21 protein-coding genes, 1 tRNA gene and 1 pseudogene are annotated in these 22,060 nt (G+C 63.2%); 6 read left to right on the plus strand and 17 right to left on the minus strand.

The window, feature by feature from the left end:
- Positions 1-98: 98 nt before the first annotated feature.
- The 3 genes from CK220_RS05750 to CK220_RS05760 all read left to right on the plus strand — a co-directional run bounded on the left by CK220_RS05750 (position 99) and on the right by CK220_RS05760 (position 1,783).
- A tRNA-Arg gene (locus CK220_RS05750) sits at positions 99-175 on the plus strand.
- Positions 176-401: 226 nt separating this feature from the next.
- The gene (locus tag CK220_RS05755; protein WP_095810595.1) at positions 402-827 is read left to right on the plus strand and encodes an Rrf2 family transcriptional regulator; all 426 of its coding nucleotides are present in this window, start codon (positions 402-404) and stop codon (positions 825-827) included.
- Between the two features lie 185 nt (positions 828-1,012).
- Complete coding sequence (locus CK220_RS05760; protein ID WP_095810596.1) at positions 1,013-1,783, plus strand: nuclear transport factor 2 family protein; 771 nt, start codon at positions 1,013-1,015, stop codon at positions 1,781-1,783.
- A gap of 197 nt (positions 1,784-1,980) precedes the next feature.
- On the opposite strand, the gene CK220_RS05765 is transcribed toward CK220_RS05760, so the two are convergent.
- Positions 1,981-3,279: an FAD-binding oxidoreductase gene (locus CK220_RS05765; protein ID WP_245428979.1), complete on the minus strand. Its 1,299-nt coding sequence runs from the start codon at positions 3,277-3,279 to the stop codon at positions 1,981-1,983.
- A 204-nt stretch (positions 3,280-3,483) separates the two neighbouring features.
- Between CK220_RS05765 and CK220_RS05770 the strand changes: the two genes are divergently transcribed.
- Positions 3,484-4,389, plus strand: a complete 906-nt coding sequence (locus CK220_RS05770) for a LysR substrate-binding domain-containing protein (RefSeq protein ID WP_095810598.1) — start codon at positions 3,484-3,486, stop codon at positions 4,387-4,389.
- A gap of 102 nt (positions 4,390-4,491) precedes the next feature.
- Here the strand turns inward: CK220_RS05770 and CK220_RS05775 are convergent, their stop codons facing one another.
- Positions 4,492-6,138, minus strand: coding sequence for an ATP-dependent Clp protease adaptor ClpS (locus tag CK220_RS05775; protein WP_245428982.1), 1,647 nt, complete (start codon positions 6,136-6,138; stop codon positions 4,492-4,494).
- 430 nt (positions 6,139-6,568) lie between these two features.
- On the opposite strand from CK220_RS05775, the pseudogene CK220_RS32345 reads away from it, so the two are divergent.
- Positions 6,569-6,664: pseudogene (locus CK220_RS32345) on the plus strand (NUDIX hydrolase); the annotation flags it as partial.
- A 16-nt stretch (positions 6,665-6,680) separates the two neighbouring features.
- Here the strand turns inward: CK220_RS32345 and CK220_RS31800 are convergent.
- The 7 genes from CK220_RS31800 to CK220_RS05810 form a co-directional block, all read right to left on the minus strand.
- Complete coding sequence (locus CK220_RS31800; RefSeq protein ID WP_176478997.1) at positions 6,681-6,845, minus strand: hypothetical protein; 165 nt, start codon at positions 6,843-6,845, stop codon at positions 6,681-6,683.
- Between the two features lie 55 nt (positions 6,846-6,900).
- Complete coding sequence (locus CK220_RS05785; RefSeq protein WP_095810600.1) at positions 6,901-8,094, minus strand: caspase domain-containing protein; 1,194 nt, start codon at positions 8,092-8,094, stop codon at positions 6,901-6,903.
- 171 nt (positions 8,095-8,265) lie between these two features.
- Entirely contained in the window at positions 8,266-9,924 is a 1,659-nt protein-coding gene (locus CK220_RS05790) for an FAD-binding dehydrogenase (protein ID WP_095810601.1), read from the minus strand.
- A gap of 33 nt (positions 9,925-9,957) precedes the next feature.
- Entirely contained in the window at positions 9,958-10,944 is a 987-nt protein-coding gene (locus CK220_RS05795; protein WP_095810602.1) for a Gfo/Idh/MocA family oxidoreductase, read from the minus strand.
- Between the two features lie 298 nt (positions 10,945-11,242).
- Positions 11,243-11,818, minus strand: coding sequence for a YceI family protein (locus tag CK220_RS05800; protein WP_095810603.1), 576 nt, complete (start codon positions 11,816-11,818; stop codon positions 11,243-11,245).
- Positions 11,819-11,885: 67 nt separating this feature from the next.
- Positions 11,886-12,455 carry a cytochrome b gene (locus CK220_RS05805; RefSeq protein WP_095810604.1) on the minus strand — a complete coding sequence of 190 codons (570 nt, stop codon included), beginning with the start codon at positions 12,453-12,455 and terminating at the stop codon, positions 11,886-11,888.
- A 294-nt stretch (positions 12,456-12,749) separates the two neighbouring features.
- On the minus strand, positions 12,750-13,640 hold the full coding sequence (locus CK220_RS05810; RefSeq protein ID WP_095810605.1) for a LysR family transcriptional regulator: 891 nt from the start codon (positions 13,638-13,640) through the stop codon (positions 12,750-12,752).
- 96 nt (positions 13,641-13,736) lie between these two features.
- Here CK220_RS05810 and CK220_RS05815 point away from each other — a divergent pair, with 96 nt between their 5' ends.
- Positions 13,737-14,732 carry an aldo/keto reductase gene (locus tag CK220_RS05815; RefSeq protein WP_095810606.1) on the plus strand — a complete coding sequence of 332 codons (996 nt, stop codon included), beginning with the start codon at positions 13,737-13,739 and terminating at the stop codon, positions 14,730-14,732.
- Between the two features lie 249 nt (positions 14,733-14,981).
- Here the strand turns inward: CK220_RS05815 and CK220_RS05825 are convergent, their stop codons facing one another.
- From CK220_RS05825 to infC, 8 genes are all read right to left on the minus strand, one after another.
- Positions 14,982-15,584 (minus strand): nucleotidyltransferase family protein, encoded by a 603-nt coding sequence (locus CK220_RS05825; RefSeq protein ID WP_095810607.1) that lies wholly within the window; start codon positions 15,582-15,584, stop codon positions 14,982-14,984.
- A 39-nt stretch (positions 15,585-15,623) separates the two neighbouring features.
- Positions 15,624-18,032 (minus strand): phenylalanine--tRNA ligase subunit beta, encoded by a 2,409-nt coding sequence (gene pheT, locus CK220_RS05830; protein ID WP_095810608.1) that lies wholly within the window; start codon positions 18,030-18,032, stop codon positions 15,624-15,626.
- Positions 18,029-18,466: a GFA family protein gene (locus CK220_RS05835; RefSeq protein ID WP_095810609.1), complete on the minus strand. Its 438-nt coding sequence runs from the start codon at positions 18,464-18,466 to the stop codon at positions 18,029-18,031. The genes pheT and CK220_RS05835 overlap by 4 nt, the downstream gene beginning before the upstream one ends.
- Positions 18,463-19,515 carry a phenylalanine--tRNA ligase subunit alpha gene (pheS, locus tag CK220_RS05840; protein ID WP_245428984.1) on the minus strand — a complete coding sequence of 351 codons (1,053 nt, stop codon included), beginning with the start codon at positions 19,513-19,515 and terminating at the stop codon, positions 18,463-18,465. Before pheS ends, CK220_RS05835 begins: the two co-directional genes overlap by 4 nt.
- Before the next feature lie 186 nt (positions 19,516-19,701).
- A complete protein-coding gene (gene rplT, locus CK220_RS05845) occupies positions 19,702-20,103 on the minus strand; it encodes a 50S ribosomal protein L20 (protein ID WP_040968947.1) in 402 nt (133 codons plus the stop codon).
- A gap of 39 nt (positions 20,104-20,142) precedes the next feature.
- Positions 20,143-20,346, minus strand: a complete 204-nt coding sequence (gene rpmI / locus CK220_RS05850; protein WP_027166935.1) for a 50S ribosomal protein L35 — start codon at positions 20,344-20,346, stop codon at positions 20,143-20,145.
- A 182-nt stretch (positions 20,347-20,528) separates the two neighbouring features.
- The gene (locus tag CK220_RS05855; protein WP_067324658.1) at positions 20,529-21,176 is read right to left on the minus strand and encodes an isoprenylcysteine carboxylmethyltransferase family protein; all 648 of its coding nucleotides are present in this window, start codon (positions 21,174-21,176) and stop codon (positions 20,529-20,531) included.
- 278 nt (positions 21,177-21,454) lie between these two features.
- The gene (gene infC / locus CK220_RS05860) at positions 21,455-21,991 is read right to left on the minus strand and encodes a translation initiation factor IF-3 (protein WP_095810747.1); all 537 of its coding nucleotides are present in this window, start codon (positions 21,989-21,991) and stop codon (positions 21,455-21,457) included.
- Positions 21,992-22,060 lie beyond the last annotated feature (69 nt).

A 22,060-nucleotide genomic window follows, 5' to 3' on the forward strand; every position in this document is an offset into this window, starting at 1 on the left:
CCGGCTTGCTTTTCCGAAATTCAGTCGTTAGGGAACACTCCACATCGCGGCCGGCCGTCTCGACCGGATCGCGGGCCATGTCTTACACGGCCTGATGCGCGCCCGTAGCTCAGCTGGATAGAGCACCAGACTACGAATCTGGGGGTCAGGAGTTCGAATCTCTTCGGGCGCGCCAACAATCTCAAAGACTTCATCCGCTCCGCACCGTTTCAACTGTGCGATCTGAGATGGTTTCTGCAACGGTTTTGCACGATAAGCCAGCGCGGTAGGGGGAACCACCGCGAAGGACCTACATCCGAGCATCGATGAAAGGGGATATCGGCGAGGCGCTCGGAGCCTCGCTGAACCTGTTGTCAGATCGCCCGTGTGTTCCTATCTTGGGTACACATGGAGCTTTGGCGATGAACACCCGCTTCGCGGTTGCCACCCACATTCTTACTTTCCTCGCCTATCAGGCCGGGGAGCCCGCGACGTCCGAGCTCATCGCTTCGAGCGTGAACACCAATCCGACGTTCATTCGTCGTCTGCTCACGCAGCTTGCGAAGGCGGGTTTGAGCACGTCGCAATTGGGAGCCGGCGGCGGCGCCTTGCTGGCCCGCGCGCCACGCGACATCAGCTTGCTGGATGTCTATCGCGCGATAGACGAGGAGCAACAGGTGTTTGCCATACACGAGGCTCCCAACCCGAACTGTCCGGTTGGCCGTAGCATCGACGTGGTTCTCAAGGGTCGCATGATGGACGCAGAACGCGCCCTTCAGGCACAGCTCGCCACCACCACGATAGCCGACCTCGCCGCCGACATCGCCAAGCGCAACAAGGCCGGCTGACGCCCCGCCGACGCCCCGATGATCGCGTCCCTTTACAAAAGTGTGTATCCATATTAGATACAAACATATGTAACCATTTTGGATACATATAACGATCCGGAAGCTGTCCGCCGTCGGCGCCGCAACCTTGCTCATTACCAGCAGCGGTTCTGCCGACGACAATCTCACTCGCACAGGAGCAAGCCATGAGCCCGCAAGAACAACAGGTCGTCGATCTACTCAAGGCAATCGAGACCAGCGCCCCCGAGCCGGTGGCCGTCATCAATCCCGACCACTACACTCAGCACAATCTGGGCGCTGCTGACGGGCTCTCCGGCTTTGGCGCCCTGCTTGCCGCCTTGCCGCCGAACTCGGCCAAAGTGAACACCGTTCGCATTTTCCAAGACGGCGACTATGTCTTCGCCCATACGGACTACGATTTCTTCGGTGCCAAGATCGGCTTCGACATCTTCCGCTTCGAGAACGGCAAGATCGTCGAGCATTGGGACAACCTGCAGCAGACGCCGACCTCGGCCAATCCGAGCGGCAACTCAATGACGGATGGGCCAACCGCTGCGGTCGACCTCGACAGGACCGAAGCGAACAAGGCGCTGGTCGCGCAGTTTGTCGACGACATCCTCGTCAATGGCCGATTCGAGAAACTTGCCGGCTATTTCGATGGCGACACCTATATCCAGCACAACCCCCAGATCGCCAATGGTCTTTCGGGTTTGGGCTCCGCGCTCGAGTCCATGACCAAGGCTGGCATTTCCATGAAGTATGACACGGTCCACAAAGTGCTGGGCGAGGGAAACTTCGTACTGGCCGTCAGCGAGGGTAGCTTCGGCGGCAATCCCACATCCTTCTATGACCTGTTCCGCGTAGAGAATGGAATGATCGCCGAGCATTGGGACACGATCGAGACGATTCCGCCGCAAAGCGAATGGAAGAACCAGAACGGCAAATTCGGTTTCTGAGCGCGGCCAGGGGGCGCTGACAACGCCCCTTTGGAACCTGATCGGGTGCCCAGAGCGTCTTGAGTTCTGCCAGTTTTTTCATGCACCCTTGCTCGTCTCCAGCTTGGGACATCTCATGGCGAAACCGACATTGTAGAAGGCCCATACTGCACCAAGGTCGTCAAGCGACTGCGCATGGTTCCCCGACGGATTGCGAACTATCCAGGCCTGATATTCTGGTTCAATTGGAAGAAATTGGTGGGGTCGTATCGCTTCTTGATGGCGGCGAGGCGCGCATAGTTCGCGCCATAAGCATCGCGCACGCGCTCGTCGCCTTCCTCACCAAGATTGTTGGCATAGACGCCGCCGGTGGAAAACGGTCTGACCGCATTCCACAGCTCGCGCGCCCAGCGGATATTTGCATCGTCATCGGCCGGATCGTCCCAGATGGCGATCGGAAAGCAGTCATAGGCCGCATCGCGGTTGGCATAGGGCGAGTGCGACGCGGGCACGCGCGCGATCGCTCCGCCGACTTGCTGGAAAACCAGCAGGGAGGCGTGATTGGGAGCCCTCGCGTAACTGTCGAGCAGCGCCTCGATCGCACCCTCGCTGATCTCACGCATGAACTGCGCTTTCCAGTAATAGCGTCGTCCGCGCGGGAAGAGGCTGTCGCCCGCCGATTGAATCTGGAGATAAGGAACGGCTTGCAAGTGGCTTTCGATGGGAGCCCCGAACCTCATCAGCGTTGCGATGACAGCTTCGCCGGCTTCGGGTGGCCCGGCATAGCAGGCCGAGATGCTGAAGGCACGGTCGCCGGAGGGCAGCGTGACAAGCGCGGCGTCGACGCTCACCTCGTCCGGTGCATCACGGGAGAATTGGTCGTAAAACCGCATGGCCTCGCGCGCCTGATCGTAGGCGTGAAGGACCGAGCCCACGAGCAGGTCCGGGCCGAGCGGGTGCAGCCGGTATTCGAACGCCGTCACTATGCCGAAATTGCCGCCGCCACCGCGCAGGGCCCAGAACAGGTCGGGATGCTCGCCGGCGCTTGTCCGTAATAGTTGCCCGTCGGCCGTGACGATTTCAGCGGCTATCAGATTGTCGCAGCTCAGGCCGTGCTTTCGCCCGAGCTTGCCGAAGCCTCCGCCGAGCGTGAGCCCGGCAATGCCGGTATCGCTGTTGACGCCCATGGTCGTGGCAAGACCGTGGGCCTGTGTGGCTGCGTCGAACTCGCCGAGATTGAGACCGGCTTCGGCCGTTGCGATGCGGCGCTCGGGATCGACGACGATCTTCTTCATGCGGGACAGATCGATCACCATCCCGTCGTCGCAGACGGACAGGCCGGCGACGTTGTGGCCGCCGCTGCGGACCGCCACGATTGAGCCTTGCGACCTGGCATAGTTCACGGCCCGGACGACGTCGTCGGGATCGGCGCAAAAGACAATTGCAGCGGGGCGTTTGTCGATCGCCCCGTTCCAGACGGCGCGCCCCCGGTCGTAGGCCGCGTCCGTCGGCAACACCACTTCGCCCCGTAAGCCCTGCCGTAGCTGTTCGATTGTAAAAGCCGAAGAATGAGATCGGCCCAACAACGCATCGGTCTGTCGCGGAGTCTCCATCGCAGTCGCCCTCGGTTCCGACAGTAACCACGGTCCCACAGGTTCCAACCTTCTGCAAAAGCGAAATTCTTAGCTACTGGATGAGCAGAATTCATCTACACTGCCGGCATGAGGATCGTCCCGCCGCTCCGCGCGTTGCACGCCTTCGAGGCGGCCGCCCGGCACGGCAGCTTCAAGGCCGCGGCGGCCGAGCTCGGCGTGACCCCGACGGCGATCAGTCACCAGATCCGCTTGCTGGAAGAGATATGCGGTTGCAAGCTGTTCCAGCGCCGGCCGCGCCCGCTCGTGCTGACGGGCGCTGGAGCGCGGCTGTTCCCTGTCCTGCGCAATGGCTTTGATCTTCTCGCCGGCTCCCTCGCCGCCGTTGCCGAGCCGGATGTTCAGGCGCCATTGCGGGTGACGAGTCCGAACGCTTTCGCCAGCCGATGGCTGGTGCCCCGGCTGCCGAAATGGCGCGAGGCCAACCCGGCCGTGCCTCTGGAGATCATCGGCACGGACGCGCTGCTCGACCTTCGCGCCGGCGCGGCCGACGTGGCCATCCGCTACACACGACGCCCGCCTGTCGGCTTTGCCGGGCAGGAGCTCTGCCGCGATTCCTTTTTTCCCATTTGCAGTCCGCGATTGCTGGCAAGCGACGGGCGGGCGATTGAGCGCGCTGCCGATCTGCTGCGTTATCCGCTGATTCATTTCGACTGGATGAACCGGGATCCGGACGCTCCCACCTGGCGCCGGTGGCTGGCGACGGCCCGGTCCATCGATCCGGACCTGATTGCGGACAAAGCCTGGGATCTGAGCTTCCGCGAGGAGCTGCATGCGATCGACGCGGTTGTCGCCGGGCAAGGCATTGCGATCTTAAGTGACGTCGTGGTTGGCCGAGATTTGGCAAACGGTTCGCTCGTCAAAGCGCATCCATTGTCCTTGCCGGGCTACAGCTTCTATGTCGTTTGGATGCACCACAGCCCGCGTTCCGCGGTGATCGAATCTTTCCTGGCGTGGATGAGAACCGTCTTGTGAGATTGTCGGGCCTGCGCTTGCGCCGTGGCTCGACAATCAGAACGCAGTCATGCCGCCAAGCAACGAACAGCCGCCGTCCCCCGCCCGCAATTCCACATCGGGTCAGTAGCCCGACTCGTCGGGTGCCCCGCCAAGCAGCCTGACATTGAGCCGGCCGCCGGTGAACAGCATATCGTCCAGGGCCTCCGCGAGATCCCCAGGGGTCACAGCCTCTCCGTCGCCCCGCATGATAGTGGTTTGCGCGGCGCGGCGCATGAGTTCCTTGATAAAGGCAGCGCTGACGCCCTTCGTGCGCGCCACGGCCTCGCCCACGATCTTGTCGGAAAGTTTTAGACCGCCGCCATAAAGGCGTACCAGCTTCTCGCGGCTGTCGTCGTCCGGCAGCGGCACTTCGATGGCCTGGTCGATACGTCCCGGCCGCCCGGTGAGCGCGCCTTCAAGTTGTTCGGGCCGGTTGGTCGTAAGGATGAACAGGATGTCGGCATTGTCCTTTAAGCCGTCCATCTCGTTGAGCAAAGTGTTGAGGAGAGACTCTTCGCACGGACTGCCCATATTCTCGCGGTCGCGGGCAATGAGGTCCACATCCTCAATCACGACCATGGCCGGCTGCAGTAGGCGCGCAAGGGTCATATAGTGCGACAGCAGGCCCATCTGGCCGGCCGTTATGATGAGCGTCGTATGGCCAGGGAGATTGGCGGCGAGATATCGAATAGTGTGCGTCTTGCCGGTGCCCGGCGGGCCGTAGAGCAAGATGCCCTTGCGCGTCGATTGCCCCAGACGTCTCAGCGCTTCCCGGCTCTCGATGAACCGGATCACGTTGCGGTCGAGAAGCTGCAGTGTCCGTTGCGGTAGGATGACCGCCTCGCGTTGCACCTGCGGCAAGCGATGGACCATCACTCCTTTGGAGCGGCCGCTGTAGTCATCTTCGGTTTCGAGCGAGAGAACCTTGCCACGATAGGAGCGCGCGTCATTGATCGCTGCCTCCAGCTCCGAGAAGCAGCGGTCCACAAGGGCCACGCCTCCCTCGCCGGCCGGCACGGCGATCTCGACGCAAGTTCCGGCATCGCGCCCGTACTCGCGATGAAAGGACAGCACAACCGCGTAGGGCAGAGCCCCGTCCCGATTAAGCCACAAACCATTGTTGAGGCACTTTATTGGCTCGCTTTCGCCGATATCGACATCTTGGTATTGCGCTGCCGAGATCGTGACCGCGTACTGTCCGTCTTTCGTCAGCGCGGCATAGGTCAACGTCTCGTAGCGATGTTGCTCATAGAGGCCGAAGAACCGAATGGGCGAGATTGAGAACAGTTTGTCGAGCGCTGCCTGCACGTCGGCGCGCATATGGCCGGGGAACTGCCGGGACGTCGCGAAGATCTCGTCGTGGGCCAGTCCCGCGAAATGCCAGCCGATTGCTTCATATGCATATTTGAACTTTTTGTTCGATGAAGCCTGCTCCGGCTGGTCGGGTGTGGGTGCGTGTTCAGTTCCGCCAGGCAAAGCGGTGATGCGAAGGGGATGGCCGGCTGCTTTGATGCGCTCCTGGGCCGTGTCCAGCATTGCCTTCGCAACCGCGGAAGGATAGCTGCCGCAAACAGCCTTTCCCTGTTGCGACACCGTCGCGGTCAAGGCTTCGGCCTCCGCCTCGGATCGGCTGAAGAGCGAGCGGATGAGCTCCACGACAAACGCCCACGGAGTCCGGTCGTCATTGTGAATGACAAGTTGTAATGCCTCGTCGGGTGTGTGGCGCACCGTAATGGCTTACTTTCTCAAGCTGCTGTGGACCGAATATCAATGCCATATCGCATGATTTGTTAACAGATCAACGACCGACAGCTTGGAATTGTTCGGATTACACCTTCGTCCGGATTCGGGGACCCCGCGTTCCGAGGTGGCACCGAACGGATATAATTTGTGTATTAGCTTCGAGATCAGGCCGGGTGAACGAGACCGAGTTTTTCGAGGACTACGACCCAGCGCGTTCCAGCGCCCCTCGGTCGCGGTCGATCTCGTCTTCCTGGTCATTCACGAAAGCCAGCCGGCCGTCTTGCTTCTAGAGCCGGATGCTTTCAGGTCGAATCGGCCTGAAATCTGAATCCGGCTCTAAATCAAAGAGATAGAGCATGATGTCGTCCGAAAACCGCTTCACACTTTTCGGCATCATGCTCTAGAGCGCCCCCCGCACCCGCATATCGACCGCTTGGCACTGCCGGGCGGGTTTGTCGGCATCGTTGAGTTCCTCGAGGCTGCGGCCGTGCGCGTGCTGCGCGAAAAGGCTGAGTGGCGGAATCCTATCACGGAGCAGGTTTCATGCGGCTGCGGCTGAGCAGGTCGACCAGGATCACGGCGCTGCGCCGCGCCGGCGTAAGCTGCATGAAGTTGCGCAGGCTGGCCGCGGCCGCGAGCCTCACCTGCGTGCTGGCGGACAGGTCCGCAACTGTCGTCTGATCTGGCGTCAATCGCGCCCGCGGCGACGCTGCCTAGGTCCGCCGCGCAAGGCAGTCATCGGCGTTATCAACCCCCTAGCTGTTGCAGCTTGCGACAGGCACGCCTTGCGCCTTCACGGCATCTCTGGCGACATCTCTCCTTGTTGCCATCCCTGCATCGCCCCACGGATTCCGGTTTAGCTGGTGCGCTCGTTTCCGCCGAACGATTGGAAGGTTCATCGATAGGCAACGACACTTGCGGCTTGCGACTGACTTTCTTCGGCAGGATCTTCTTGCGTGGCGGCGTAGGTGCTTGGAGCTTGGCAATTCGGCTCTTTGCAATTTCGATGAATGCACCATTCGGAAATGCCGCTAGATACGCACGATACATCGAGACATCGGACGTATCCTTGATCGATTTCCAAAATTCGAGCTCTTTCGCCGCGTTGATGTCTGGCTGATAGGGGTCTGCCGGAGACTGACTAGGCGGGGCATCTGGGTTGAACGAGAACCCCGGCTCCACCAGGGACGAATTGCTCCAGGGGACCTGCTTCCCAGAAGTCGCGTTCATGACGTCCAACCGGACGCGACGCATGAGAATTTCAATGTCGATCGAAGGAGTCTTTATCCGCTTCACAAGAGAGTCTGCAAACGGGCTATGATTGACGGCTCCATCGAGAGCCACGTTGCCGGGTTGTGTCGCAAAGCCGATAAAGACTCCCCTGCCAGCATCCAAGGCTCCCAGCCCCTTTGCTATGGCAAGGCCGCGACTTTGACCCGGTCCACTCAATTGCTTAACGAAAGGATTGTCCCGACAGGCATCGAGAAGGACGATTGCGGTATTTTCCTCGGCCGTCATCGCGGCGATAATGTCTTGCAGACGCTCAGCCTCCAGAGCCAAGTCGGCCGGACGTTGAAGGGCGGCGTCAACGGGCAATAGGTAGTTTTCCCCGTTCGCCTGGAGCCCGTGTCCGGCGAAGTAAAAAAGGGAGACGTCGCCCGGCCGCAAGTTTCGCCTGAATTTTCCGATGAGTTCCCTGAACGTTGATGCGTCGGCATCCAATCCAAGGGTGACGTCGAAGCCCATCTCTTGCAAAACTCGGGAGATGGCCTTCGCATCATTTACCCCGTTGGGAAGCGATGCTGCATAACGGTAGGCCGAGTTGCCGATGACAAGCGCATATCTTTGGCTGCGTTGACCGATCTGGGTCTCAGAGGAAGCCGGTGTGGACAAGCCGGCCAGAAAAAGAAGGCACGCGCACAGCAAGCAAATCTTGGACATTGCGACCTTCCCGAGTAACGGAGAATATTAGCATCCGTTAAAGCGCGTGGGTACCCATTGTATGGCGCGGTCTTGCTTGGGAAAGAGTCCAAACTTGCCGGAGGCCGCCTCGTATGAGTCTCCGCGCATCGTCGCGCCTTTTCCGGCATTGGGGCAACACCGTTCGATCGCTCAGCCAATCTCCTTCGTCGCCGCCCTTCCGGCGCTGCGGCCGGAAAAGATGCAGCCGCCGAGGAAGGTGCCTTCGAGCGCCGCATAGCCGTGCACGCCGCCGCCGCCGAAGCCGGCGACCTCGCCCACCGCGTAGAGACCCGGCACCGGCTCGCCCTCCGCGTCGAGCACGCGGCTGTCGAGATCGGTCTGCAGGCCGCCCAGCGTCTTGCGGGTAAGCACGTTGAGCCGGACCGCAATCAACGGGCCGTTCGCCGGATCGAGCATCTTGTGCGGCTTGGCGGTACGGATCAGCCTGTCGCCGAGATAGGCGCGCGCGCCGCGCAGCGCGGTGACCTGCGCGTCCTTGGAGAACGGGTTGTCGAGCTGCATGTCGCGGGCGCGGATCTCGCGTTCGACCTGCGCCACATCGAGCAGCCGCTCGCCGCCGGCCAGCGCGTTCATCCGCGCCACCAGCTTCGAAAGGTCGGGCTCGACAATAAAATCCTCACCCTTTTCCATGAAGGCTTTCACCGGGCCGGGAATGCCCGACGTGGCGCGGCCGAGCACCTGCCGCCAGCTCTTGCCTGTGAGGTCCGGGTTCTGCTCCGAGCCCGACAGTGCGAACTCCTTCTGGATGATCTTCTTCGTCAGGATGAACCAGGAGTAATCGAAGCCGGTGCTCATGATATGGCTGAGCGTGGCAAGTGTGTCGAAGCCTGGGAAAAGCGGCACCGGCAGCCGTCTGCCGCGCGCGTCGAGCCATAGCGAAGAGGGGCCCGGCAGGATACGTATGGCGTGATCGGTCCAGATCGGCGCCCAATTCTTGATGCCCTCGACATAGTGCCACATGCGGTCGCCGTTTATGACCCTCCCGCCCGCTGCTTCGGTAATTGCCAGCATGCGGCCGTCGACATGGTCCGGCACGCCGGTGATCATGCGCTTCGGCGGCGCGCCGAGACGCTCGGGCCAGTTGCTGCGCACCAGCTCGTGATTGCCGCCGATGCCGCCGGAAGCGACGATCACGACCTGGGCGTGGAATTGGAAGGCGCCGGCCACGGCGCGAGAACTCTTGTGACCGCGCTCGACAGTGCTCGCCTCCAGGATATCGCCGCTGACGCCGGTAACCGCCTTGCCGGTCCGGGTCAGCTCGTTGACCCGGTGGCGAAACTTGAACTGCACCAGTCCGCGCTTCTGCGCCTCGCGCACGCGCAGCACGAAGGGTTCGAGCACGCCGGGCCCGGTGCCCCAGGTGATGTGGAAGCGCGGCACCGAATTGCCGTGGCCGCTGGCATTGCCGCCGCCGCGCTCGGCCCAGCCGACGACGGGGAAGAATTTCAACCCGCGCTCGATCAGCCAGGAGCGCTTCTCGCCGGCAGCGAAGCCGACATAGGCTTCAGCCCATTTGCGCGGCCAAAAATCCTCAGGGCGGTCGAAGGCGGCGGTGCCCATCCAGTCCTCGAGCGCGAGATCGTGGGAATCGCGGATGCGCATGCGCCGCTGCTCGGGCGAATCGACCAGGAAAAGCCCGCCGAACGACCAGAAGGCCTGGCCGCCCAGCGATTGCTCGGGCTCCTGGTCGACGATGATGATTTTCTTGCCGGCGTCGGCAAGTTCTGCCGCGGCGACGAGGCCTGCCAGCCCCGCGCCGACAACGATGACGTCCGCGTCGTCAGCCATCTTCGTTCCCCCCAGCGTCCTTCCGACGGCGTGTCAGACGGGCTCCCAGCCGTCCTTGTCGCCGGCGCGGAAGACGGCGTCGATGACCTTCTGGTTGAGGACCGACTCCTCCAGCGTGAAGACACGGTCCTTGCCGCCCTGGGCCGCGCGTACGAAGGCCTCGCATTCCAGCCGGTACTGCTGGGTGCCTGGGAAGCGGAATACCTGCGCCTCGGTGTGGTTCTGGTTGTGCAGTTCGATACGGTGGTGGTCGTAGAGCCCGGCGTTGAACGGACCAAAGACCTCGATGAAACCTTTCTCGCCGTGGAACACCATCACCTGCCGCGCCGCCATCTGCGTCGAGAGGTAAAAGGACAGTTCGAAGTCGCCGAAATCAGCCCGGATCGAGGAATAGATGTCGGTGCCGAAGGTCTTGTCGCGCTCGATGGTGGCCTGCACGCGAAGCGGTTCCTTGCCGGTCGAAAAGCGCGTCGACACGGTCGGGTAGACGCCGATGTCGGGCAGCGCGCCGCCGCCGAGATCGAGCTGGTTGCGCATGTTCGTGGGGTCGACATTGTAATACGAAAACGCGCCCTGCACGTGGCGCAGCCGGCCGATCGCGCCGCTGGCGATGAGGTCGCGCACCTTGATCCACTGCGGGTGGTAGACGACCATGAAGGCCTCGCAGACCAGCACCTTCTTCTCGTCGCGCAGCCTGATCAGCGGCGGGATGTCCTTGGCGTCGAGCGCAAGAGGCTTCTCGACCAGCACATGTTTTCCCGCCTCGATCGCCTTTGCCGTCCATTCGACATGCTGCGAGGTCGGCAGCGGAATATAGACGCCGTCGACCTCCTTGGAAGCGAGCAGTTCCTCATAGGAGCCGAAGGCATGTTGCGCGCCGAAACGTTCGCCCAGGGCGCGAGCCTTCGCCAGATCGCGGCTAGCGATCGCCGACAGCACGCCGTTTTCCGAATCCACGATCGCCGGCAAAAGCTGCTCGCGGCCGATCTTGGCCGTCGACAGAACACCCCATCGGAACATTGTGTTTCTCCATGTCGATTTACAGACGATGAGGTTTGCCTGAAAGCGGCGGAAAAGCCAATGAAGCATACGCTCCTTTCCTCGCCCCACGAAGTGGGGAGAGGTGGCCCGGCGAAGTCGGGACGGAGAGGGGCCTTCGTAGGGAGCTGGCGTTCGCCGATCAGCGTCCGTAGGCGTCGCTTCATGGCACCCAGCTCTCAAAGGGCTCTGCCGTCGCCAACGGCGTCGCCCGCTCCGTCTCGGGCTTCGCCCGAGCCACCTCTCCCCCGCGTTGCGGGGGCGAGGAAAGAGGCTGTGCTCAACCCCTTCTCCCCGTCAGCGTCATGTCGAAGTCGACGACGTTGGAATAAATCGGCGTGCCGACATCCATGCCGTAGCGCGATCTCAGCACCTTGTCGGTAACATGGAACTTGATGGTTCCTGACTTCAGCCCATCGAGCTCGGCCGTGAACTTTTCCGAAAACGTCTTGCCGCGCGCCGTCAGCCGGCCGGCGACCACGGCTGTCGTGTCGCCGGTGCGGGTCACGCTTGTCGAGCGGAACTGAATCTCCGGATTGTTGGCGCTGTCGAACACGGCGTCGGAACGCAGGAAGGCGTCGATGCGGCCCTGTCCGGTGCCGACACTTTCGGGATAGATGGTGAGGTCGACCTTCGAGCGCCCGACATCGGCATTGTCGATGCGGATCGTGCCCTTGAAGCGGCCGAAGGCGCCGTCGAAGCCGCCGCCGCCGGCCTTGCCGATGGTGAAGCGGATGCTGGAGCCCGCCGGGCTGATCGTATAGCTGCCGGCGGCGTCGCTGAGCGCCACCGCGGCGTAAACGGGCACGGCAAGGCAAGCGGCAAAGGCCGCCAATCCGAGGATGCGCGCATGCATGGAAATCTGTCCTATCCTGAGCCAGCGCATTGCTGTCTTCCCGCCACCAACGAACGGGCGGCCGGCCCTATTCCCGGGCTGACGAAGGCGTGATTATGCGCGTGAGCACGCTGTCGCGCAGCAGGAAATGGTGGCGCATCGCAGCAAGGATATGCAAAGCGACCAGCGCCATGCCGGCGTAGGCGAGATACCAATGCGCAGCCGACCAGAAGCTTTCCGCGGCGTCGGATTCGGCGAGCGGCAGGTCGGGCATGACAAACTGGTTGAACGGCATGGTCGGGATTTCCAGCGTCGAGACCGAGACCAGCGCCCAGCCGGAGAGCGGCAGGCCGACCTGCAAGGCATAGAGCGCAAAATGCGCCAGCGGCGCTGCCTTGCGCTCCACTGTTCCGACCGAAGGCGGGAGCGCTGGCGCCGCATTGCCGACACGCCAGGCGATGCGCAGGATGACCAGCCCAAGCAGCAGGACGCCGAAGGACTTATGCAGCTGGATCAGCTCGAAGGACATCCTCTGGCTGTCGATCCGCATCATCACGAAGCCGAGCACGAACTGACCGATGAAGATGATGCCGATCAGCCAGTGAAGGATGATCATCGCCCAGCCATAGCGGGTGGCGGTGTTGGTAAGGGGCTGCATGGGAGGCGAACGCTGTCGAGTTCAGCTTTCTTCCGAGGCGCCCTGTGTTATTCTTTAGGCACAATCCCAGACGCCGGCGCCGCCCCTCATTGCCCTGCCGGGCATTTCTCCCCGTATAGTGACGGGGAGAAAGACTCGATCATCGACGATTTCGCCAATCGCCATCGTTGCAGGAGAGCGGTGAGGTCGCGGCCAGCCCCTTCTCCCCGTCACTTACGGGGAGAAGATGCCGGCAGGCAGATGAGGGGCGGCACCGAGGTCTGATAGGTTTTCTATTAACGTTCCGCCGCGTCCCTACCCGCTCACCTTGAAGAAATCCACAAAAGCCCTGAGCGCCGGCCGCATTTGGCGGCGGCTTGGGTAGTAGACAAAGAAGCCGTCGAAGGTGGGGCACCAGTCCTCCAGCACGCGGATCAGCCGGCCATCGGCGAGCGGTGCCTTCACATAGTCCTCGAAGACGAAGGCGAGCCCGGCGCCGTCGAGGGCGGCCTGCGCGATCAGATGGTCCTCGTCGAGGATCAGCGGCCCTTGCGCGGCGATTTCGATCTCCTCGCCTTCCTTCTCGAATTCCCAGCGGTAAAGGACGCCGCTGGAGAAGCGGAAGCGGATGCAGCGATGGTCGGCGAGCTCGCGCGGATGGCGCGGTTTCGGCTTCGTCGCGAAGTAGGACGGCGCGCCGACCACCGCACCGCGGATGTTCGGCCCGATGCGCACCGCGATCATGTCGCGCTGCAGGCTTTCGCCGAGCCGCACGCCGGCGTCGAAGCCGCCTTCGACCACGTCGGTGAAGCGGTCCTCGATGACGAGCTCCAGCACGATCTCGGGATAGGCGGCGGCAAAGGCGGCGAGCCGTGGCGTCAGCACCAGATGCGCGGCCGTGCGCGGCACGGTCAGCCGCAGATTGCCCGCCGGCCGGTCGCGCGCCTCGACCGCCGTTTCCAGCGCCAGGTCGATCTCGGACAATGCCGGCCGCAAGCGCTCCAACAGCTGCGCCCCTTCCTCGGTTGGGGCGACACTGCGCGTGCTGCGCGCCAGAAGCCGCACGCCGAGCCGCGCCTCCAGGCTCGCCACCGCATGGCTGACCGCCGATGGCGCGATGCCGAGCTCGCGGGCAGCGCCGCGAAAGCTGGCGCTTTGCGCGACCGCGGCGAGAACGGCCAGCTGGGAAAGGTTCGTCCGGTTCATTGATCTATCTTATAGAGCGAGCTGTGCGAAAGAGACATGATTATCGAACGGAGGTCCAGGCGCTATTTCATCTCCATCGCAACAAGGAGATGCGCCATGCAAACCCGCAAGCTTGGAACCGAACTTGAAGTCTTCCCCGTCGGCCTCGGCTGCATGGGCATGAGTTTTGTCTATGGCGGCCAGCCGGAGGCCGAGGCGATAGCCACGCTGCGCCGCGCCGTCGAGATCGGCGTCACCTTCTTCGACACGGCCGAAGTTTATGGCCCCTATGAGAACGAGATCCTGCTCGGCAAGGCGCTGAAGCCTGTGCGTGAGAAGGTGACGATCGCCACCAAATTCGGCTTCAAGATATCCGAGCACGGTTCGGGCATCGACCGCATGATCGGCGTCGACAGCCGCCCCGAGCACGTCAGGGCGGTGGCGGAAGCCTCGCTGAAGCGCTTGAACACAGACGTCATCGATCTCTATTATCAGCACCGTGTCGACCCGAACGTGCCGATCGAGGACACCGTCGGCGCCATGGCCGAGCTGGTGCGCGAGGGCAAGGTGCGGGCGCTGGGTCTGTCGGAAGTGAGCGGCGCGACGCTGCGTCGGGCGCATGCCGTGCACCCGATCGCCGCCGTGCAGAGCGAATATTCGCTGTGGAGCCGCGACCCCGAGGACGAGGTCTTCGCCGTCTGCCGCGAGCTCGGCATCGGCTTTGTCCCCTACAGCCCGCTCGGCCGCGGCCTGCTCACCGGCACGCTCGGCAAGCCCGACGCGCTCGGTGCCGGCGACTGGCGCCTGACTCTGCCGCGCTTCCAGGCCGAAGCCATGGAAGCCAACAACGCCGTCATCGCCATGCTGGAGAAGCTGGCGGCCGAGAAAGGCGTGACCTCCGCGCAGCTCGCGCTCGCCTGGGTGCTGCACCAGGGCGATTTCATCGTGCCGATCCCCGGCGCACGCAAGATCCGCCACCTGGAGCAGAACACGGCGGCCGCCGCGATCGAGCTCAGCGCCGCAGAAGTGGCGGCGATCGGTGATGCGCTGTCGCCCGACAAGGTGGTCGGCAAGCGCTACCCGGAGGAATTGCTGGCGCTGGTGAACGGGTGAGTGAAAAAAGGGGCGCTTCGGCGCGGCCCGGCGCTCAGCGCCCCATCTGTTGAGAGGTAGGCGCGAGGCACCCCCCTCTGTCCTGCCGGACATCTCCCCCGCAAGGGGGGAGATCAGATGTCGCCCTTGCTTTCGCCAATCGCCAACGCTGCAAGACGGGTGCCGCCGACGAAGCCGCCAACCTCCCCCCTTGCGGGGGAGATGACCGGCAGGGCAGAGCGGGGTGCCTCGCGCCGAGATTTCAATCCTTCACCAACGCACCACGCTAATCTCGGGCCAGGTCTCCTTTGCACGCGCCCCCTTCGCCTCATGCGTCCGCCGATTATCCAGCACCCGGTTCGGTGTGATGCGGAATGAAAAAAGGTCATCCAGCCCGAACGGCGCCACCAGCTCCAACGCCCCGTCTGCATCAAACCGCACTCCCACCGCATGCGTCTTCGAGGCGAAATAGCCGACGGATTCACTCGCGCTCGCGTAGCGCGGGCATGCCTGCCCGAACTTCGCCGGATACCATAGATGCACGCGTGCCTGGTTACGCACCTCGACCGGCAGCGGCAAGCCCTCGAAATGCTGCGCCGCCCGGCGGATGACCGCGTCCTCGGCCTCGTAGGAGAGATCGGTGCCGTCGAAATAGAACAGGTCGACATCCTTGATGCCGTAGCCCGGCGGCCTGCCCGTCAGGTGGTTCCAGACGCTGTTGTAGAGCGCGCCGGAAACCACCAGCCAGCCCGGCAGCGCCAGTTCACGCACCCGCGCCAGTGTTTTGGCAAGCAGCGGGTCCGCCGCGACGATTTCGAGAAAGGCCGCGCGTTGTTCTTCGAAAGGCAGGCCCGAATAGCGGAGATGGTGCATCGCCCTTTGGAGGGCGATTCGCCATCGTTCCGCAATGCCTCACGTTCTGAGCACGCCGCCCGTCTGCTTGTTGACGCTCTCGACGATGCGTTTGGCCAGCGCCTCGAAATCCTCGTCGGTCAGCGTCTTCTCGACCGGCTGGATCGACACTTCGATGGCGATCGACTTCTTGGCCGCACCCAGCGAGGCGCCCTCGAAGACGTCGAACACCGAAACGCCGGTGACCAGCTTCTTGTCGGCGGCTAGAGCGGCGCGCATCAACGTGCCGGCCTCGACCGTCCTGTCGACGACGAAGGCGAAGTCGCGCTTCACCGCCTGGAAGGGCGAAAGCTCCAGCTTCGGCTTGGTGCGCGTCGGCTTGGCCTTCGGCTCCGGCACGGCATCGACATAGACCTCGAAGCCGCAGATCGGTCCGGCAACGTCAAGCGCTTCGAGCGTCTTCGGATGGAACTCGCCGAAAGTGCCGAGCACGGTCTTCGGCCCGAGCTTGATCGTGCCGGAGCGTCCGGGATGATACCAGGCCGGGCCGCCGGGCTCGATCTGCAGCCGGTCGACCGGCGCGCCGCAGGCTTCGAGCGCCGCGATCGCGTCCGCCTTGGCGTCGAACACGCCGACCGGCCCGGCATTGCCGGCCCAGCTGCGGCCCGAGCCGTCGAGCTTGGCGGTGCCCCGCCGCACGCCGGCGGCGACGCGCCGCTGCTGGTCGGCCAAGTCGCCCTCATAGGTGCCGGATACCTCGAACAGCGCCACGTCGCCTATGCCCTTGTCGGCATTGCGCTGGGCGGCGCTGATCAGCCCGGGCAGTAGCGAAGGCCGCATGTCGGACATGTCGGCGGCGATCGGATTGGCGAGTTTTAGCCCGTTCTGGCCGCCGCCGAACAGCTCGGCGTGCTTTGCCGGGATGAACGACCAGGTGACCGCCTCCATCATGCCGCGCACGGCGAGCGCGCGCTTGGCGGACCGGGTGCGGATCTGAAGCGTGGTCAGGATCCTGCCGTTGACGGCGTCATGCGAGGTCAGCGGCTGCGGCGCGATGTTGTCGACGCCGTGGATGCGCATCACCTCTTCGACAAGGTCGGCCTTGCCGTCGACATCCGGCCGCCAGGATGGCACCTCCACCTTGACGACCTCACCTGAACCCTGCGGCTCGAAGCCGAGGCGGGTCAGGATGCCGAGCGCTTCTTCCTTCGGCACCTCGATGCCGGTCAGCCGCTTCACTTCCGACAGCGGGAAGGAAATGATCTTCGGCTTGTGGCCGGCATAGCCCGCCACCTCGATTTCCGTCGGCGTGCCGCCGCAGAATTCCAGCACCAGCTTGGTCGCCAGCTCGACGCCGGGCACCATGAACTCAGGATCGACGCCGCGCTCGAAGCGGTACCGCGCATCGCTGATGATGCCGAGCGTGCGGCCGGTGCGGGCCGTCGTGATCGGGTCCCAGAGCGCCGACTCGATCAACACGTCGGTGGTGTTTTCGTCGCAGCCCGAATGCTCGCCGCCCATGATGCCGGCGATCGATTCGACGCCGTTGTCGTCGGCGATCACGCACATCTCCGGCGTCAGCGTGTATTCGCGCCCGTCGAGCGCCAGCACCTTTTCGCCGTCCCTGGCGCGGCGCACCACAAGGTTGCCGGTGACCTTCTTCGCGTCGAACACATGCAGCGGCCGGCCGCGGTCGAAGGTGACGTAGTTGGTGATGTCGACCAGGGCGCTGATCGGCCGAAGCCCGATGCCGATCAGCCGCTGCTGCAGCCATTTCGGCGACGGGCCGTTCTTGACGCCCTTCACCAGCGTCAGCGCGAAGCCGGGGCAGAGTTCCGGCGCCTCGATCTTGACCTTCACCGGGCACATGCCGTCGCCAGCATGCGGCATGATCGCGCCGCCGGTGAGCCGGCCGAGGCCGCTCGCCGCGAGATCGCGCGCGATGCCGTAGACGCTGGTGGCATCGGGGCGGTTCGGCGTCAGGTTGATCTCGATGACCGGATCGTCGAGAAGCGCGTAAGCGGCGAAGCTGGTGCCGACCGGTGCGTCTTCGGGCAGGTCGATGATGCCGGTATGCTCGTCCGAAAGCTGCAGCTCGCGTTCGGAGCACATCATGCCATGGCTCTCGACGCCGCGGATCTTGCCGACGGATAGCGTCACGTCGATGCCGGGAATATAGGTCCCGGGCGCTGCAAAGGCGCCGATCAGGCCGGCGCGGGCGTTGGGCGCCCCGCACACCACCTGCACCGGCGGCTTGCCGTCGCCGGTATCGACGCCAAGCACGCGCAGCCGGTCGGCGTCGGGATGCTGTACAGCCGTCAGTACCTTGGCGATGACGAAGGGTTTTAGGCCCGCCTTGTCGTCGACATGTTCGACTTCGAGGCCGATCGCCGTCAGCCGCTCGACGATCTCGGCAAGCGAGGCGTCGGTCTCGAGATGGTCCTTGAGCCAGGAGAGGGTGAATTTCATGACTTTGTTCCGTCTGGTCTTTGCCCGTCCGGTCTGGGCACGCTGGTTCTGAGATGGCGTGGCAAGTCGTCCGGCATATGCAGGAAAGGAAGCTGCTCGCGCACATGCGCATGCAGCGCCGGCCTGAAATAGGCGGGCATATCCATGGCGCCGAGCGTGAAGTAAATATGGCCGGTCAACCGCTCGTCGCTATAGGCGATCGGCGAGCCGCAGATGCCGCAGAACGAGCGCGCCACCGGGCCGTTGCGGTAGCTCTTCAGCGACTTGCCTTCGAGCGCGATCTGGTCGGCCGTGAAGCCGATGAAGGCCGACACCGGCGCCCCGCTGGCGCGCCGGCAATCGCCGCAATGGCAATAGCTGATGTGGTGCGGCTCGGCTGACGCCTCGAACCGCACCGCACCGCAGCGGCAGCCCCCGGTGTGGGGAGCGGTCATGTGGAAAGGCCTCCGAACAGCGTCGGCATGTCGAGCGGCCGGAAGCCGTAATGCGACAGCCAGCGCACGTCGGCGTCAAAGAAGGCGCGCAGGTCCGGCATGCCGTATTTCAGCATGGCGATGCGGTCGATGCCCATGCCCCAGGCAAAGCCCTGGTATTCGTCGGGATCGAGCCCGCCGTGACGCAGCACGTTGGGATGCACCATGCCGCAGCCCAGGATCTCCATCCAGTCGGAGCCTTCGCCGAAACGCACTTCGCCCGGCCGCGAGCGGTCGCACTGGATGTCGACCTCGAGGCTGGGCTCGGTGAACGGGAAGAAGGACGGCCGGAAGCGCATTTTGACGCTCGGCACTTCAAAGAAGGCCTTGCAGAATTCCTCCAGCACCCACTTCATGTTGGCGATGTTGGCTGATCTGTCGATCACCAGCCCCTCGACCTGATGGAACATCGGCGAGTGCGTGGCGTCCGAATCCTGCCGGTAGGTCTTGCCGGGGATGACGATGCGGATCGGCGGCTTCTGCTGCTCCATGGTGCGGATCTGCACGGGCGAGGTGTGCGTGCGCAAAAGCTTGCGCTCGCCCTTCTCGTCCGGCTGGAAGAAGAAGGTGTCGTGCATCTCGCGCGCCGGATGTCCCTCAGGGAAGTTGAGCGCGGTGAAATTGTAATAGTCGGTCTCGATGTCCGGACCTTCGGCGATCGCGAAGCCAAGGTCGCCAAAGATCGCCGCTATTTCGTCGATCACCTGGCTGATCGGATGGATGCGGCCGCGCTCGGCCGGCGACTGGCGCACCGGCAGCGTCACGTCGACGGTCTCGGCGGCGAGCCGGGCGGCGATCGCCACATCCTTCAGTTCCGCCTTGCGCGCAGTGAGTGCCTCGGTGACGCGGTTCTTCAGCCCATTGATCGCCGGGCCCTTGACCTGCCGCTCCTCGGCGCTCATGGCGCCGAGCGTCTTCAGCATCTCGGAGACCGAGCCCTTCTTGCCCAGCGCCGAGACGCGCACAGCCTCGATGGCCTGCTCGTCGGCCGCGGCCGCGATGTCGGCCATCAAAGAAGCTTCAAGGGTTTCAAAATTTCCAGCGGTGGCGTTCACGGCGAAACTCTCTCGATCGGGCAACCACCGGGGGTCCGGTGCGTCACCAATTTGTTTGCATCAGGCACAAGAAAAACCCGCGCCAGCCGTGCCAGCGCGGGTTCCCCAAATCAGAATAGCGAATGCTTGGGAAGCGCTGGCTTAGGCGACAGCGCTCTCAAAAGCATTCGGCGTGGTGTTCTTCAAATATTCGAGCGCGACCTTGGCCTTGGCCACAAGCGCTGCGAAAGCCTGCGGCTCGTGGATGGCCATGTCCGAAAGGACCTTGCGGTCGATCTCGATGCCGGCCTTGTTCAGGCCGTCGATGAAACGGCCATAGGTCAGGCCGTGCTCATGCACCGCCGCGTTGATACGCTGGATCCACAGCGCGCGGAACGAGCGCTTGCGGTTCTTGCGGTCGCGATAGGCGTACTGCAGCGACTTCTCCACCGCCTGCTTGGCGATGCGGATGGTGTTCTTGCGACGGCCGTAGAAGCCCTTGGCGGCTTTCAGGACCTTCTTGTGCTTGGCGTGGGCGGTAACGCCTCTCTTTACGCGTGCCATGTCATGATCTCCTTAAAACGCTGTTCCGGACCGAAATGCTTAGAGGCCGTTCGGCAGAAAATTCTTGATGACCTTCTTGCCGTCCGGTTCAGCCAGAACCATCGTGCCGCGGGCATCGCGAATGAACTTGTTGGAACGCTTGATCATGCCGTGGCGCTTGCCGGCGGCAGCCGACAACACCTTGCCGGTGGCGGTAATCTTGAACCGCTTCTTGGCGGCCGATTTGGTCTTCATCTTGGGCATTTTGCTACTCCGTATTGTGGCGCACCATCGCGCTTCTTTTCTCGCTTCGGGCCGACCAAAGCCCGAAAAGCAAATGAAACCGCCACGGCATGCCCTGCCGGGCGGTTTTCTTGGAACGGCGGTCCTATAGATCAAAGATGGCGCGGGCGCAACACCTCACGCCATGCGACGCGCTGTCCCGTTCAGGGCAGCGTGAACCACACCGGCAGCACGCCCGACTGCTGCGCGCCGTCGATCAGTTCGAAGGCCGGCAGCGCCACCAGGAACACCAGTCCGTCGAGCAGCGTGTTCAAGAGCAGACGCGGCTTGAAGCTGCCAGTGTCGCCTTCCTGATAGAGTGAGAGTTTCGGAAAGAAGCGCGGCACCCGCGCCAGATAAGCTTTGTAGGGAGCGCCGAGCACTTCCTTGAGATAGCGCTCCTCGCGCAGGATGACGATGTGGAACGCGCCGGCGCAAAGGACCGCGAAGAGGATGATGCCGGAAAACGAGCCGATCTGCGCGCCCACGCCGGCTGCCGCCACGGTCGAGAACAAATAGAGCGGATTGCGGGTGATCGAATAGGGCCCGCCGGTGACCACTTCGGAGGATTTGCGGCCGCCGATATAGAGCGTCGACCACAGGCGCCCGACGATGCCGAGAAAGATCAGGAGCACGCCGAACATCTCGATCGTCTCGTGCACGGGCGTCTCGGGAGGGAACGTCGACTGGCCGAACAAGAGTGCCGCAAACAGCACCACGATGAGCACGGCCAGCACGATGCGGCGCATATACTGATAGCCGCCCAACCCTTCTATCTGGTTGTCGGTCGGGATCTTCGTTTCATCGACCATGGCCAATCCGATCGTCGTGTTTTGCTCGCGATCGGGAAAACCCGATCGTCGAATGGGCTCGCGATCGAGGACTCGATCATCGAGTAGCCGGCGATCGGATAGAAAAACAGGCGCCCCGCCGATCGTCGGGACGCGGTGCGCGGCAATTCAGGCGGATTTTGGAGCACCAAGCAGCGCCCGCCGGTCAATTCTCTTTCTCGAAACCGTGATCGACGCGACAGTTTGCGGCGGTCGCGCCGAAATGGCTCCAGGACGGAAAGGAAACGTGAGGCGCACCGTCAGCGGGGCGCCAGCACCATCATCATCTGGCGGCCTTCGAGCTTCGGCTCGGCCTCGACCTTGGCGATCGGCGCGACTTCCTCGCGCACCTTGTTCAGGAGCTGCATGCCGAGCTCCATGTGCGCCATCTCGCGGCCGCGGAAGCGCAGCGTCAGCTTGACCTTGTCGCCTTCCTCGAAGAAGCGCCGCACGGCCTTCATCTTGGTCTCGTAGTCATGGCTGTCGATGTTCGGGCGCATCTTGATCTCCTTGATCTCGATGACCTTCTGGTTCTTGCGCGCCTCGGCCGCCTTCTTCTGATTGGCGTATTTCAGCTTGCCGAGATCGAGGATCTTGACGACGGGTGGCTGCGCGTTGGGCGATATCTCGACGAGATCGAGCCCGGCCTCTTCGGCCAGCAGCAGCGCGTCGTTGATGGAAACATCGCCGCGGTTCTGGCCGTCGGCGTCGATAAGCTGGACCCGGGGCACCCGGATGTCTCGATTGGAGCGCGGACCGTCCTTGGTGGGTGCCGCTGCTTTGAAAGGTCTGCGAATGGTCGTGGTCTCCTCGGCCGTTTCGTTCAAGGTTCTTTAGATTCAAATAGGTGGACGCGCCTATGTGGT

Source organism: Mesorhizobium sp. WSM3860, assembly GCF_002294995.1.
Classification (GTDB): domain Bacteria; phylum Pseudomonadota; class Alphaproteobacteria; order Rhizobiales; family Rhizobiaceae; genus Mesorhizobium.